This is a genomic window from Streptomyces sp. NPDC059010, from assembly GCF_042740355.1.
Classification (GTDB): Bacteria; Actinomycetota; Actinomycetes; order Streptomycetales; family Streptomycetaceae; genus Streptomyces.
This window is the reverse complement of sequence record NZ_JBHYJA010000070.1, coordinates 26,098-39,849: the sequence shown is the minus strand read 5'-3', so window position 1 is coordinate 39,849 and position 13,752 is coordinate 26,098. Positions and strand designations below refer to the sequence as shown.

Genomic DNA, 13,752 nt, shown 5'->3' with positions numbered 1-13,752 from the left:
CCCGGCCCGCCCCCCCCCCCGCCTGCCCCGCCGCCCCCCCCGCCGCCGAGCGGGCCGCCCCCCCCCCGCGCGCCCCCCCCCCCACGGCCGGGTCAGCCGCCGCTGACGGTCAGGTTGTTGGTGTTGAAGTTGAGTCCGCCGGACGAGGAGGTGATCTCGTAGCCGAACTGCACCTCACCGATGGTCTCGTTGCCGGCCATCCAGCGCTTGTCGTAGGCGAGCCACTGGAGGATCGGCTTGATGTCCACGGTGCCGGCGTTGGAGTCGGACGTCCGCAGGAACGAGAAGACCTCGTTGGACCCGTTGGTGCCCTTGTAGACGTTCCAGTTGTGGCCGCCGAGGGAGACGTTGCCCTCATAGCCGCCGATCGGGCCGACGGCTCCGTTGTAGTTGACCCAGAGCATGATCTCGTAGTCGTGGTCGGTGTCCCAGATGTCGTACGACGTGTTGTACGCGCCGGACGACGGGACACTGACGTTGTAGTCGCTGGTGAGCCGGCCGAGGGAGTCGATCGTCTTGTTGATCGCCTTCGTCGAGTTGGGGTAGGACTTGATGCCGCCGGTGCCCGGGTGGTCGGCCCGGACACCCCAGCCGGTCCCGGAGTTGGCCCATATGCACTGGCCGCCGGCGCCGGAGCCCCAGATGTTGTTGTAGAGCGTGTAGCCGTTCAGGCTGGTGCTGGCCCACTGGTCGCAGGAGTTCCACACTGCGGCCGAAGCGGGGGCGGAGGCCAGTCCGACGGTGGCACCGAGAGCCATCGTCGGCGCGAGCACAGCCATGGCGATGCTGCGGACTCTGCTTTTGACCATGGTGTCCCTTCCACGGGTGGGGGGAAATGTGGGGGATTTGCCACCACGCCCTCGTGTTGTTGGCGTGGTCCTCTCCGGCGACGAGGTATTCGGCTCCGCGTCGCCGGAAGAAGTCCTGACTGCGAAAGGGCTCAGCCCTTGATGGCTCCGGTGAGCATGCCCTTCTTGAAGTGCCGCTGGACGAAGGGGGAGGCGACCGCGACGGGGATCAGCGCGAGGACCATGACGGCCATCTGCAGCCCCAGCGAGGAGAGTTGCCCGGTGCGGACAGCCTGCTGGAGGCCGGTCGGCGCCTCGGTGTTCTTCTGGACCAGCTGGATGAGCACGTTCTGCAGCGGCATCATCTGCTGGTCGCTGAGGTAGATGGAGGCGTTGAACCAGGCACTCCAGTAACCGACGGCGTAGAACAGCGAGATGACGGCCAGCACCGCACGCGACAGCGGGATGATGATGGTCAGCAGGATGCGCAGGTCACTTGCCCCGTCGATGCGGGCGGACTCGGTGAGTTCGGGTGAGATCCCCATGAAGAAGGCCCGCAGGACGAGGATGTTGAAGACGCTGACCGCGCTCGGCAGGATCAGGGACAGATAGGTGTCCGTGAGGCCCAGCGACTGCACCAGAAGGTACGTCGGGATGAGCCCGGCGCCGAAGAACATCGTCGCCATCATGGTCATCAGGAAGAACCGATGGCCCAGACTCCCCGGCCGCGACAGGCCGTAGGCCGCCAGTACCGACACCGCCATCGAGAACAGCGTGCCGAAGAGCGTGACGCCGACCGAGACCATGATGGCCCGGCTGACCTGGCCGCCGCCGAGCAGTTCGGTGTAGTTGACGAACGTGATGCCCTGGGGGATCACGACGAGGCCGCCGACCCGGTCGATCACGGGCTTGGGAGAGAGGCTGGTGACGATCACGATCCACAGCGGACCGAGCACCCCCAGGCAGCAGAACAGGAGGAAGCCGCTCTTGGCGGTGATTCCGGCCTTGCTCGGCGGCTCCTCCCACACCGGGCGGGCGGGCGCCTTGAGACTGCGGATGAGCTGCGTGTTGAGGCTCATTTCTTGTACACCCCCTGCTCGCCCAGCAGGTGCGCGAACTTGTTCGCGCTCAGGACCAGGCCCACTCCGATGAGTCCCTTGGCCAGGCCGACGGCGGCCGCGTAACTGAAGTCGCCGTTCTGGATGCCCATGTTCCACACATAGGTGTCCAGGACCTCACTGGCCCCGGAACCGACCGCGGCGCGCTGGAGCAGGAACTGCTCGAAGCCCACGCTCAGGGCGTCACCCACGCGCAGCACCAGCAACAGCGCGATCACCGGGCGCAGCGCGGGCAGCGTCACATGCCACGTCCGCCGCCAGCGCCCCGCACCGTCCATCGCGGCGGCCTCGTACAGATCGGTACTCACCGCTGACAGGGCGGCGAGGAAGACGATGATCCCCCAGCCGGCGTCCTTCCACACGGCCTGTGCGGTGACCAGGTACTTGAACAGGTCCGCGTCGGTCATCAGGTCGAAGCCGCTCCAGCCGTGCTGCTCCAGGGTCTGCGCGATGATGCCCGCGCCGCCGAGGATCTGCTGGAAGACGGTGACGACGAGGACCCAGGAGAAGAAGTGCGGCAGGTACATGATCGCCTGCGCCACGGCCCGCACCCGGGGCCGGATCACACTGTTGATGACCAGCGCGAGGGCGATGGGGACGGGGAAGAACAGCACCAGTTGGAGCACGAACAGGACGAGGGTGTTCTTCGTGGCACTCCAGAACAGCGGGTCGTCGAACATCCGCGAGAACTGCTCCACGCCCACCCAGGGGCTGTGGAAGATCGCCATGATGCCGTTGCCGGCGACGTACGGGTCGTACTCCTGGAAGGCGACGACGTTGCCGAGCAGCGGGACGTAGTTGAAGATCAGGAGCAGGATGATGACGGGCAGGGTCATCTGGATGAGCGCGCGGTCCCGGCGCAGCCGGATCCGCCAGGGAACCTTGCCGGCCTTGCTCGCCTTGCGCGGCGCCCGTGCCTTCGCCCTCGCGGCTGCGACCGCGGCCGTCGGCTCCTCGACGGCCGCGGGGGGACGAGTCCCGTCGGGCCTGCTCCCGGCCGTGAGAGCCATCAGTTGCCGCTGCCGTTCTTGTCGAGGAGCTCCTTGTACCAGTCGCGCAGCTTGTCGCCGCCGGAGGACCGCCAGGTGGAGATGGCGGCCTGCACGTCGGACAACTTCTTGTGGCCGCGTACGTAGTCCTTCTGCAGCTGCTCGTGCTGGCTGGCGAGGTTGGCGTAGCGGGCCGGCTCGATGATCTTCATGCCGTAGGTGGAGGTCTTCTTCGCGAAGGCGCCCATCCGCTGCTGCCACTCGGTCTGCTTGCGGGCGACCTCGGGGAAGTCGGGGTGGGCGAAATAGGGAGCCGGGGCCGCCAGCATCACCCAGGCGTTGATCACCTCGGAGTTGCCCTGGTCGGTCTTGACCGGGACGCCGCCCTTGACCGTGTAGTGGGTGCCCTCGACGCCGTAATCGACGAGCATGCGCTCCTTGGTGCCGTAGGGCGCTGCCGCGAAGTCGGCGGCGGCCAGCGCGTTCTCCACGGTCTCCTTCGAGGCGCCCTTGCGGATCATCGTCCAGATGTTGGCGGGCGAGGACGCGGTCAGCGTCGGGTTGCCGCCGTCGGCGCCGAAGATGTCCATGGCCTCGATCTGGAAGTCCGGGTTGGCCTTGGCCTGTTCGGCAGTCTTCGTGTACCAGGCGGAGGCCTCACTGACCCACATCAGGATCTCTCCGGCGGTGAACCGCTGGCCCGGGTCGCCGGACTCCGCCTTGTCGTCGGGGTGGACCACGCCGGCGTCGAACAGCTTGCGGACCCACTCCAGGCCCTCAAGGTACTCGGGCCGCTCGATGCCGTACCTCAGCTTGCCGTCGTCATCGATGTTCCAGCCGGCGAGGTTGCCGAAGATGCCCCCCGAGATCCAGGACATGTCACCGCAGGCCCACACCTTGGCCTTGACGCTGGTGGCCTCCTTGGCCCAGCTGAGGAACTCGTCGGCCGACTTGGGTACGGAGTAGCCCTTCTTGTCGAAGATGTCCTTGCGGTAGTACGGCGTGATGAAGCTCGCGGGGGCGGTGGGGAGCGGAATGCCGCGCAGCGCGCCGCCGAAGATGGCCATGCGCCAGGAGTCGGAGGGGATCGCGGCGAGGTTCGGGTACTTCTTGGCCTTGTCGCCCGCCAGGTAGGGGCCGAGGTCCATGAACTTCGCGGTGACCGCGTTCGCCATCTTGCTGTTGTTCAGTTCCCAGTCGGGCACGACCACCATGTCGGGCAGGGAGCTGGAGGCCAGGATGGCGCCGAGCTTCTGGCCGTAGGTGTTGCCGTCCTGGTTCTGCCAGGTGATCTTGGTGCCGGCCGCCGCGTCGAGCGCCTTGTAGTAGGCGCACCCGGGCTTCGGCGGGGTGCCCCAGAGCGGGGACATGATCTTGAGGGGAGCGCCGGTGCCGAGCTTCTTCGGGACCGAGACGGCGAGGGCCGCGAGGTCGACCTTTCCGGTGTAACCGGCCGACGAACCGTTCTTCGACGGTAGATCCGGCTCGGCGACCGTGCTGGCGACGTAGGTCGGGATCAGCTTGTCGGCGGCCTTGCCCGAGGTGGCGCCCTCGCGCGACTCGCTGTCCGATCCGCCGCAGGCGGTGAGCAGCGGCATCCCGCCGGCCACCGCTGCGGTGGCGACCGCCGTGGAGGCGAGGAAGCTTCTCCGGCTTGATCCTGAGGATATGGAGGCGGCGTTCGACGTCATTGCGTCAACCCTTCATGGCGCACCGGGACGCCCGGCGGAGGGCGTCGGCTGCGGTGTCGTGACTGGAACTGACTGAGCTGAAACGGGAACATCCCATTACTGCGACGTACTTCGCAGTCGAAGCGCTTCGATGTTGCTGTGAGGTTAAGTGAACGCTCAAGGGCGCACAAGAGTCGCTTCCAAGATTCCTGTGAGGCACCAGAGGGGCCTTTCCCAATGCGCTGCTTGAAGAATCCATGTCGACCTCTTGACAGTCCCCCTGGTACTTCTCTCATCGAAGCGCTTCGAAAGCGTTCACCGCTGCATCTCATGGAATCCCATGTGTCTGCCCTCATACGCCGCAACACACCACCGCCTTTCCCGAACGCACCAACGGGAGCGCCGCGCAGCGGCGGCCGATCTAGGCTGGAATCAGCCGCTGGAAACCAGCCCTGACGGGCACGGCTGTCCGGACGGAGGCGTGGCGGTGGAGATGGCCGACAGGCAGGACGCACCCACTGTCGTTGCCGTGGTGGACCCGGACGGCACGGTGAGCGGCTGGAGCGAGGGGGGTCGACTCCTGCTGGGCTGGTCGGCGGAGGACATCGTCGGCCGCCCCGTGACCGACCTGCTCGTCGATCCCCCGCCACCCGGCTTCCCCGAGGGCTACGGCGCCGGCCCCGACCCCACAGGGTTCATCCTCCTGCACCACCGGGACGGTTCCACGGTGGACGCCGTGGTGACGGCTCATCCGCTGTCCGGCCCCGACGGGCGGGCACTGGGTCACGCGGTGACCGTCCAGCGCTGGGGAAGCCGCCCGGTGGTCGCCGACCGGGCCTTCGAGCAGTCGCCCTTCGCCCTGGGCGTCTACGACCCCGATCTGCGGTTTCTGTGGATCAACGCCTCTTCGGGCCGGGTGATCGCACACTCCGAGGAGCAAGTGCTCGGTAAGAAGTACCGCGAGGTGCTTCCCGAGTTCGACCGCTCGCTGTTTCCCGAAAGAGACGACAAGCCCTACACGGACGCGCTCGCCGAAGTGGCGAGGACGGGCGAACCCACGCGTCTCATCACCGTCTTCCGCCCTCGCGGCAGTGACTACGCCAACGCCTGGGCCACCAGTATCTGGCCCGTCCGGGATGCCGGGGGCAGGGTCCGCGCGATCGCCAACTGGGGATTCGACATGAGCGCCGAGTACTGGGCTCGGCAGCGCCTGCTCATCCTCAACAAGGCCAGCGGAGGCATCGGCCGGACCCTCGACGTGATCGGCACCGCCCGGGAGCTGGCCACGACCCCGGTGCCGGGATTCACCGACCTCGTCACCGTGGATCTCTTCGACGAGGTGCTGCGCGGGGAGGAACCCCCCTCCGTGTCCGCGTTCACCTCCGGCGAGCCCATCGTGCTCAGCCGTGCCGCCCGGCACAGCGCGCAGGACGACACCGCCCGCGCTCCCGGGCCCACGGCACCGGTCAGCCACCCTCACGGTTCGGTCGCCGCCCGCTGCCTGGCCACCGGCAGGTCCACGGTCGAGCTCGCCGCGGAACCCGGCCAGGGCGGCGAATGGGCCTTCGGGCCCGGGCTCGCCGCCGACCCGGCCCACTGGCCACCGGGGAACCCGGTGATCGACGGGTCCCTGGCCGCGGACGGGCTGACCGGCCGGATCACCGTGCCGCTCAGGGCGCGCGGCGCGCTGCTCGGGGTCGTTGCCTTCTCCCGGCTCGACCGGCCCGAGGCCTTCACCGCCGACGACCTGATCCTCGCCGAAGAGCTGACCGCGAAGGCAGCCGTCGCCATCGACAACGCCCGCCGCTACTCGCGCGAGCGCACGACCGCGCTGACCCTCCAGCGCAGCCTGCTGCCGCAGGGACTGCCGAACCATGAGGCGGTCGAGGTGGCATCCCGCTATCTGCCCGGCGGGGCCGGTGCGGAAGTGGGCGGTGACTGGTTCGACGTCATTCCGCTGTCCGGCGCCCGGGTCGCCCTGGTCGTCGGCGATGTCGTCGGGCACGGCCTACACGCCTCGGCCAGCATGGGCCGGCTGCGGACGGCGGTCCGCACCCTCGCCGATGTGGACCTGCCGCCGGACGAACTGCTGACCCACCTGGACGACCTGGTCCTCCACCTCGGCAGCGACCTCCAGCCCACCGGCCACTTCCAGCCGACCGGCGAGACCGGGGCCACCTGTCTGTACACCGTCTACGACCCGGTGTCCCGGCGGTTCACGCTGGCGAGCGCAGGCCATCCCCTGCCGCTGATCATCTCCCCGGACGGCACCAGGACCCCGGTGACCGCCCAGCCGGGACCTCCGCTCGGCATCGGCGGGCTGCCGTTCGAGGCCACCGAGCTCGAACTGCCCGAGGGCAGCCTGCTCGCCCTCTACACCGACGGGCTGCTGGACGGCCGCGCACGCGACGTCGACAAGGGAGTCGCCGAACTGCAGCGCGTCCTGAACCAGTCGGCCACCTCGCTGGAGTCCCTGTGCGACACGGTGCTCGACGCGGTGCTCCCCGATCGCCGCACCGACGACGCGGCCCTGCTGCTCGCTCGCACACACGCGCTGGCTCCCCACCACGTCGCCGACTGGGACGTCGAGCCGGACCCCGCGCAGGTGCCGCGCGCCAGGAAGTTCGCCGTCGACCAGGTGGACGCCTGGGGCCTGGAGGAGGCCGCCTTCGTCACCGAGCTGGTCGTCAGCGAGCTGGTCACCAACGCCATCAGATACGGCGAACCGCCGATCAAGCTGCGGCTGATCCGCGACACCTCCCTGATCTGCGAGGTCTCCGACTCCAGCAACACCGCACCGCACCTGCGCCGGGCCCGCGCCTTCGACGAGGGCGGCCGGGGCCTGCTGCTCGTCGCCCAGCTGACCCAGGGGTGGGGCACCCGGCACACCACCAACGGCAAGACGATCTGGTGTGCGCAGACCCTCCCTCAGTCCGAGCCGCACTGAGCTGTGTGCCGGTCACCAGCCCGTCGGCAGACCGGCGATGAACGAGGTGAGCCGGTCGGCGATGAGCCGGTCGTCGTGGGCCGAGTAGTGCCAGTCGCAGCCGAGGAAGTCCAGGCCCGAGTCGTCGAGGAACCAGTAGCGGACCCGGCTGTCACCGGCGTCGTTGCGCGCCTTGACCACCTGCTGGACATGACCGGCGTACTGGCCGGCGCCCACCGCGACGATGGCCGTGTCGGGCCCGTAGCGCGTCCGCAGTTTCTGGATGAAGTCGCCGTAGGCGGTGCGGTAGCCGGCCGCGAGGCTGTCGGTCGTCCACGGCTCACCGGGGTTGATGGCGGTCGAGAAGTCGTTGGTGCCGAGGTTGACCACCACGACCTGGGGGCGCCAGGTGCCCGGGTTCTGCCAGACGTCGCCGGACACGTTCAGCAGGGCACGGTCGTAGAAGGTCCGGTACGTGACGTCCGTACGGCCTCCGTTGTAGTTGCGCACCATGCCGAGGCCCGAGTAGCCGTTGATCTGGTAGTCGGCGTTCAGTTGCCGGGCGGTGAGCGCGCCGTAGCTCACGTCGGAGTTGGTGGTCCGCCTGAGCTGGTCCGAGGTGCAGGTGCGGGAGGCCGAGAGGTTGCCGTAGCCGACCGTGAGGGAGTCGCCTATGAACTCGATCTGGCGGCTGCGGGCGGCCGGCTTGCTCAGGAAGGCACCGCCGGGGGCGGCGACGAAGCCTCCGAACGTGCTGGTGTCCCCCGGGGTGTCGTTGCGCTTGACCAGCCGGACGGTGTGCGTGCCGTTGGACAGGCCGTTGATCCAGTGTGTGGTGTTGCCGGGTGTGACGAGCGTGGCGACGGTGGATCCGTCGATCTGGACGTCGTAGTCGGCGGCCGAGTCGTTGAGCACGACGCCCACGCCGGTGCCGCTGACACGGCCCTCGAAGTAGACGCCGGGCCAGCTGTACTGCACCGTGTTCCCGTTGTCCTTGACCCGCCCCGCGGTGTGCACCTGCGACAGCGCTCCCGTAGCGCGGACGAGTTGCCACTGCTGGTTGGCCCCGCCCCAGTCGGTGAACTGCACGACCTTGGCACCGTCCACGGTCGACGCGTTCTGCACCTCGACCGCCTTGCCGCTGTTGCGGTTGATCAGCCGGACATAACCGTCCGACGAATCAGCCAGCCGGAACTGCTGGTTGGTGCCGTTGGCGTCACCCCACTGCACGATGTCCGCGTGGTCGGCCGTGGAGTAGTTCAGGACGTCCAGCACCTTGCCCGAGTGCTGCGCCTTCAGCCGGTAGTAGCCACCACCCGAGTCCACGAACTGGAACCGCTGGTTGGCGTTGTCGGTGCGGGTCCACTGCGTCAGGCCCGCCCCGTCAGCGGTGCTCACACCCGCCACATCCAAAGCCTTCCCGCTGCCCCGGTTCACCAGCACATAGGACGCGCTCGTATCCACCGTGGCCGCCCGCGCCGTCCCGGCGGTACCCAAGGCCGTCAGAAGCGTTGCCATCAGGGCGGTCACCGCGGCGAGGACAGCCGTTCGCCTCCCGCGTCTTTGCCACTGAAATATGGATGTCATCGAGAGCCGTCCTCCACCTTCTCGAAGAAGAACTCGTGTTTGAGGAAGGAGACGTCGTACTCGTGACCGGCCTGCGGCGGCAGCAGTTGGGACGCCTGGAACAGGCGCCACCCGTCGAGCAGCGCGGCAAGCCCCGTGGGATAGGGCGGCTCGTCGCTGTCACCGGTCGTCGGGCGGGTCCTGCCGGTGCCGTCGTACTGGGACCAGCCCACGACGTGGGAGTCCAGCGCCGACGTGACGAGGTAGAGAACCAGAACCTGCTGCCTCATACGTGACTCCTCAGGGTCGGCCGGTTGCTGACGCGCGTGACCCAGAACTCGACGTCGAACGAGTCGTCACCGGTCAGGGCCCGCCACAGCTGGACCCGGTTGTAGATCTCCAGTCGGGCCGTGGCCTGCTCGTACCAGGGGAAGTACGTGTTCAGTTCCGCGGTCACCGCAGGGTCGTGCAGGTCGGACACGTCCCACAGGCGCACCTGCGGCACGGTCGGGTTGAGCCGGAGCTTGTACATGAAGCGACGATCCGCGGTGTCGTTGCGGCGGCCACCGTGCCAGATGCCGTGGTGCACCAGAACGACCGTGCCCGCCGGGCAGGTCAGACGGGTCTGCCCCCGCAGGTTCTGGACGCGGCCGACGTCCGTCTCGTTGATCCTGCGCAGATGGCTTCCGGGCACACTGAGCGTGCCGCCCATCTCGGCGGTCACCTCGTGCGGGTAGTACATGAGCTGGATGTCGAACGCGTCCGGCCGCACGTCGATGATCGCGTCTCCGTGGAGCGGCTGCGCGTGTCCCTCGTGCGGCTCGCGCACATGAACGGCGTGGTGGTCGACGGTCGGCCCGGGACCGACCAGGCTCTCGACGGCGCCTGCGACGACCGGCAGGGCGAGCAGCTCGTGGACGAAGGTGTCCGACGCGAACGCCGCACTCAGCGCAGTGCCGTAGGCCACGTCCGGCAGTCCTTCGGTCAAGGTCGCGATGGCCCGTTCGTTGATCTCCTGCGGCACCACCCCGTCAGGCGCAGGAATCCCTGCGCTACGAAGCGCGCCACCTGAACCGATGTCAGGAGTTGCTTGCTGGTTGACATGCGCCGAACGTACGGGCCCGATCTCGATCGGTCGTGGGCTGAAATCGCCCAGTGCTGGTAATTTTCCGTCCTCGTGAAACACGCAACAGTACGGCTCGACGAGGCCCCCACCGTGGTCAACGCCGGCATCGGCGTGCACGGCGTCTCCACCGCCCATGACGTCTTCCGGCTGCCCGACCTGTGGCAGCTACACCTCTACCACTACGAGGGTGCGCTGTCCCTCGGGCAGTCGGTCCACCCCATACGCCCCGGCCACGTCAGCCTGGTGCCGCCGAACACGGAGGTGCACTTCCACTACCGGGGCAGGTCGGAGCATCTCTACGTCCATCTACGGCTGCAGGACGGCGGAGCCGCGCGCGTGGTGCCGGTGATGCAGGACGCGGCGACCGAGAGCACACGCCTGGCCGATCTGCTCCGCCGCGCTGTGACGGCCATGCCGACCTCTCCCCCACGAGCCACGGCCGAGGTCTGGACCGCTCTGTGGCGCGTCGCCGAGTTGCCGAAGGGCGTTGAAGCAGGGCGCCGCCACCCCTTCGTGGCCGCCGCACAGGCCTACGTCGAGGAACACCTGGCCGGCCCGCTGTCCGTACCGGACGTCGCCCGCGTGGTCGGCATCTCCCACACCCACCTGACGCGTGTGTTCCGTGCCGAAACCGGCCTCACCGTCGTGTCGTACATCCGGCACCGACGCCTTCAACGCGCCCGCCACCTCCTGCTGGCCTCCACCCTTTCCATCACCGCCATCGCCGCGGCCGTGGGCATCGCCGACCTCCAGGCCTTCAACAAGGCCTGCCGCCGTGAACTCGGCGCGAGTCCGCGTGACATACGTGCGGCCGGCCCTGCGGGGCGGGACGGCCGAGGACTGTGAGCGGTGCTGAGGGACAGCTGCCGCCGGCCCGGCCCGGGCGCGTCCACAAAGCCGACCGTGCCGATCCGTTCGGCCCGCGCACGGCCAGGAACCCCCCGGGCCGAACGTCGGCACGGAGGGCCCCTCCCCGGCACACGTTCCTTGAGGCTGCGGACACGCGGGAACGGCGAGGGTTTCGGGGGTTCACGCCTCCGTTGCCTGCTTCGTCGTCCGAGTCAGGCGCCGCGCCAGCGTGTGCACGGTGCCCGCCGCCATGGGGAGCAGGGCGAGGCCGAGGGTCCGGGAAGCGGGCGGGAGGCCGGCGCGGCGCAGGTGGGACAGTGCCCACACGCTGTAGGGGATCACCACGGTCGGGGAGGTCACGACGCCCGGGGTCAGACCACGGTAGGCCGCCGACTGGGCGAGGTGCACCACACCGTGGAGGCCGAAACCGGTCAGGACGGTGCGGAAGAAGGCGCTGTGACCCCGGCTGCGGGCACCGTCTGCCGCGGCGGCTGCCATCAGGAGGGCCATCAGGCCGATCGCGGTGTTCACCTGGGGTTGGGTGACTTCCATCCGATTCCACACCGCATCCGGGACGCGGGGGAAGCGTGCCTTCAGGCGCGGTCCGGCGGAACGGGACCAGGGGGCCATGGTGAGTAGTTCCTCCAGGTCGTTGGCCGCCCAGGCAGCGAACAACCCCCAGTAGACACCGGTGGGTACGACGTGCGTCTCCGCGGACACCGCCGGATGCGCCATGGTCCTGCGCCGCGCACGAGCCATGCTTCCTCCTCAGAAATCGCAACGCAACGTTGCGTTGCGATTTAGACTAGAGGCCATGGGCGAGGACAGCACGAGCAATCCCCGGCGACGCACGGCGGGCACCGGGCCGCGCGCCGCCGAACGTATCCACGAGGCCACGTTGGAACTCCTCATCGAACGCGGCTACCAGCGGCTGACCGTGGAGGCTGTCGCGCAGAGGGCGGGGGTGAACAAGACGACGATCTACCGGTGGTGGCCGTCCAAGGGGCCACTGCTGCGAGCCGCACTGCTCCGCTCCCAGATGCTCGACATCGACATCCCCGACACCGGAAGCCTCCGGGGCGACCTGATCGCACTCGCTGGACAGATGGCCCGCATGGTGAACGGAGAGCGCACCGGCCCCGTCGCCCGCGCCCTGCTCAGCGGTGGCGGCCAGGATGAACTTGCCTTCCTTGCCCGGGACTTCTTCGCCGACCGCCTCGAACGGGAACGGCCACTGTTCGCCCGTGCCGTCGCCCGCGGCGAGCTGTCCGCAGACACGGACCCCGCTCTCCTCGTCGACCTCATCGCGGGCGCCGTGTGGATGCGGATCCTGCTACGGCAACTCCCAGCCGAAGAAGGGTTCGTGGAGTCCGTGGTCGACGCGGTACTGCAGCCCGTCGGCCTCCACCTCGCCTCCGGCGAGGATCTGCGTTGACAGTGGTACCTCAGATTCCGCGCCGGAGTCTCACGGCCGATTTCGGATAGCCGACGTATCCGACACCACCCGTGAGGCCACCCATGACACCAACCTGCGCATATGGTCCGACATCCTCTGCCTGCAGCCGGGATCGTGGTTACTTTGACGGGATCTGCTGTCAACCCGTCAGAGGTGGGCGATGAAACCGAGGGTCCTGGTCAACGAGGTGAAGGGTGAGGGACCGCCGGTCGTCCTGGTACCCGGCGGACTCACCGGATGGGTGTCGTGGACACCGCTCGCGGACACCCTGTCCGCGAGGCGCAGGACGATCAGGGTGCAGCCGATCCACAACGAACTCGGCTCGGCCGGCGAGCGCGGGGACGCCGGGTACACCGCGGCCATCGAGCGTGAATCACTGCTCATGACCCTGGACGCCCTCGGGACCGAGACCGCCGACTTCGCGGGATGGTCCGGCGGCGGACGAGCCCTCATCGAGTTCGCCCTGGCCCATCCGGAGCGGGTGAGGACGCTGACGCTGGTGGAGCCCGCGGCGTACTGGATCCTCGACAGCCTCGGCGAGGCCGACCCCGAGGTCGCCCGGTTGAACCAGTTCCTGCATGCGCTGGCCGGACAGGACGTGAGCGAGGACGACCTGGCCGAGTTCCTCCAACTCGCCGGGCTCACGCCGTCGAAGGACCAGGCCCGTAACCACCCGGCCTGGCCCCGCTGGGTCCCGCACCGGATGACCCTGTCCTGGAGCTCGCAGCAGGCCGACCGGCCCGACCGCGACGTCGCCGAACTCGCCGACATCCGGTGCCCCGTCCTCCTGGTCCACGGCTCCGCGACCACCGACTGGCTCAAGCGGGTCGTCGCCGTCCTCGACGAACGGCTGCCCGACACCCGGGTTCTCGAACTCCCCGGCGACCACGCCTGCCACCTGGAGAACCCGGACGCATTCCTCGCCGCACTGGAGCAACACATGGCTCAGTGAGCCGAGGTCGAACGCCGCACAGACCCGAAGAACACGACACACACCGCGCGCATTCGCCCTGACCGGATCCTGCTGCACGCCTTCCCGGCCGCGCGCGGCAGCACTAGCCGCCATGGCGGCGGGTCCAGGTGGGGCAGGGTGCTCGTGCAGTCCGTCACCGCGGAGTCCGCACAGCGGATCACGGGCGACAACCTCGGCCAGAGCCGTTGTCGGCCCGAAAGCAGAAATGCGTAAGTCATTGCGCGGCACATCTCCGCTTCAGCAGCAGTCCGTGAGGGATGCCACAAGCGTGTCGATCGGTTGGCGCGCGGG

General features: G+C 68.6%; 11 protein-coding genes and 1 pseudogene. 4 read left to right on the top strand and 8 right to left on the bottom strand.

All coding sequences use genetic code 11. From position 1 onward, the window contains the following. Window positions 1-92 precede the first annotated feature (92 nt). From ACFWYS_RS43780 to ACFWYS_RS43765, 4 genes are all read right to left on the bottom strand, one after another. The gene (locus ACFWYS_RS43780) at window positions 93-809 is read right to left on the bottom strand and encodes a hypothetical protein (RefSeq protein ID WP_384782120.1); all 717 of its coding nucleotides are present in this window, start codon (window positions 807-809) and stop codon (window positions 93-95) included. A 131-nt stretch (window positions 810-940) separates the two neighbouring features. Next, complete coding sequence (locus tag ACFWYS_RS43775; protein WP_384782118.1) at window positions 941-1,867, bottom strand: carbohydrate ABC transporter permease; 927 nt, start codon at window positions 1,865-1,867, stop codon at window positions 941-943. After that, window positions 1,864-2,916, bottom strand: a complete 1,053-nt coding sequence (locus ACFWYS_RS43770) for an ABC transporter permease (protein ID WP_384782116.1) — start codon at window positions 2,914-2,916, stop codon at window positions 1,864-1,866. The genes ACFWYS_RS43775 and ACFWYS_RS43770 overlap by 4 nt, the downstream gene beginning before the upstream one ends. Continuing rightward, window positions 2,916-4,586 carry an extracellular solute-binding protein gene (locus ACFWYS_RS43765; RefSeq protein WP_384782114.1) on the bottom strand — a complete coding sequence of 557 codons (1,671 nt, stop codon included), beginning with the start codon at window positions 4,584-4,586 and terminating at the stop codon, window positions 2,916-2,918. The genes ACFWYS_RS43770 and ACFWYS_RS43765 overlap by 1 nt, the downstream gene beginning before the upstream one ends. A gap of 472 nt (window positions 4,587-5,058) precedes the next feature. Here ACFWYS_RS43765 and ACFWYS_RS43760 point away from each other — a divergent pair, with 472 nt between their 5' ends. Continuing rightward, a complete protein-coding gene (locus tag ACFWYS_RS43760) occupies window positions 5,059-7,512 on the top strand; it encodes a SpoIIE family protein phosphatase (RefSeq protein WP_384782112.1) in 2,454 nt (817 codons plus the stop codon). Window positions 7,513-7,524: 12 nt separating this feature from the next. On the opposite strand, the gene ACFWYS_RS43755 is transcribed toward ACFWYS_RS43760, so the two are convergent. The 3 genes and pseudogenes from ACFWYS_RS43755 to ACFWYS_RS43745 all read right to left on the bottom strand — a co-directional run bounded on the left by ACFWYS_RS43755 (window position 7,525) and on the right by ACFWYS_RS43745 (window position 10,161). Then, window positions 7,525-9,009: an RICIN domain-containing protein gene (locus ACFWYS_RS43755; protein WP_384782110.1), complete on the bottom strand. Its 1,485-nt coding sequence runs from the start codon at window positions 9,007-9,009 to the stop codon at window positions 7,525-7,527. Between the two features lie 65 nt (window positions 9,010-9,074). Continuing rightward, window positions 9,075-9,347, bottom strand: coding sequence for a hypothetical protein (locus ACFWYS_RS43750; RefSeq protein ID WP_384782108.1), 273 nt, complete (start codon window positions 9,345-9,347; stop codon window positions 9,075-9,077). Continuing rightward, window positions 9,344-10,161, bottom strand: a pseudogene (locus ACFWYS_RS43745) (phytanoyl-CoA dioxygenase family protein). Before ACFWYS_RS43745 ends, ACFWYS_RS43750 begins: the two are co-directional and overlap by 4 nt. Before the next feature lie 73 nt (window positions 10,162-10,234). On the opposite strand from ACFWYS_RS43745, the gene ACFWYS_RS43740 reads away from it, so the two are divergent. After that, window positions 10,235-11,029 (top strand): helix-turn-helix domain-containing protein, encoded by a 795-nt coding sequence (locus ACFWYS_RS43740; protein ID WP_384782106.1) that lies wholly within the window; start codon window positions 10,235-10,237, stop codon window positions 11,027-11,029. Between the two features lie 183 nt (window positions 11,030-11,212). Here ACFWYS_RS43740 and ACFWYS_RS43735 read toward each other — a convergent pair whose 3' ends face one another. Beyond that, complete coding sequence (locus tag ACFWYS_RS43735; protein ID WP_384782104.1) at window positions 11,213-11,791, bottom strand: HXXEE domain-containing protein; 579 nt, start codon at window positions 11,789-11,791, stop codon at window positions 11,213-11,215. Window positions 11,792-11,846: 55 nt separating this feature from the next. On the opposite strand from ACFWYS_RS43735, the gene ACFWYS_RS43730 reads away from it, so the two are divergent. Beyond that, a complete protein-coding gene (locus tag ACFWYS_RS43730; RefSeq protein WP_384782102.1) occupies window positions 11,847-12,467 on the top strand; it encodes a TetR/AcrR family transcriptional regulator in 621 nt (206 codons plus the stop codon). 181 nt (window positions 12,468-12,648) lie between these two features. Continuing rightward, complete coding sequence (locus tag ACFWYS_RS43725) at window positions 12,649-13,440, top strand: alpha/beta fold hydrolase (protein ID WP_384782100.1); 792 nt, start codon at window positions 12,649-12,651, stop codon at window positions 13,438-13,440. The last annotated feature ends 312 nt before the right edge of the window (window positions 13,441-13,752 follow it).

Coding starts and splice junctions, on each gene's coding strand:
- ACFWYS_RS43735 (WP_384782104.1), bottom strand. CDS start 11,791: ATGGCTCGTGCGCGGCGCAGGACCATGGCGCATCCGGCGGTGTCCGCG.
- ACFWYS_RS43765 (WP_384782114.1), bottom strand. CDS start 4,586: ATGACGTCGAACGCCGCCTCCATATCCTCAGGATCAAGCCGGAGAAGC.
- ACFWYS_RS43730 (WP_384782102.1), top strand. CDS start 11,847: ATGGGCGAGGACAGCACGAGCAATCCCCGGCGACGCACGGCGGGCACC.
- ACFWYS_RS43755 (WP_384782110.1), bottom strand. CDS start 9,009: ATGGCAACGCTTCTGACGGCCTTGGGTACCGCCGGGACGGCGCGGGCG.
- ACFWYS_RS43775 (WP_384782118.1), bottom strand. CDS start 1,867: ATGAGCCTCAACACGCAGCTCATCCGCAGTCTCAAGGCGCCCGCCCGC.
- ACFWYS_RS43725 (WP_384782100.1), top strand. CDS start 12,649: ATGAAACCGAGGGTCCTGGTCAACGAGGTGAAGGGTGAGGGACCGCCG.
- ACFWYS_RS43760 (WP_384782112.1), top strand. CDS start 5,059: ATGGCCGACAGGCAGGACGCACCCACTGTCGTTGCCGTGGTGGACCCG.
- ACFWYS_RS43770 (WP_384782116.1), bottom strand. CDS start 2,916: ATGGCTCTCACGGCCGGGAGCAGGCCCGACGGGACTCGTCCCCCCGCG.
- ACFWYS_RS43750 (WP_384782108.1), bottom strand. CDS start 9,347: ATGAGGCAGCAGGTTCTGGTTCTCTACCTCGTCACGTCGGCGCTGGAC.
- ACFWYS_RS43780 (WP_384782120.1), bottom strand. CDS start 809: ATGGTCAAAAGCAGAGTCCGCAGCATCGCCATGGCTGTGCTCGCGCCG.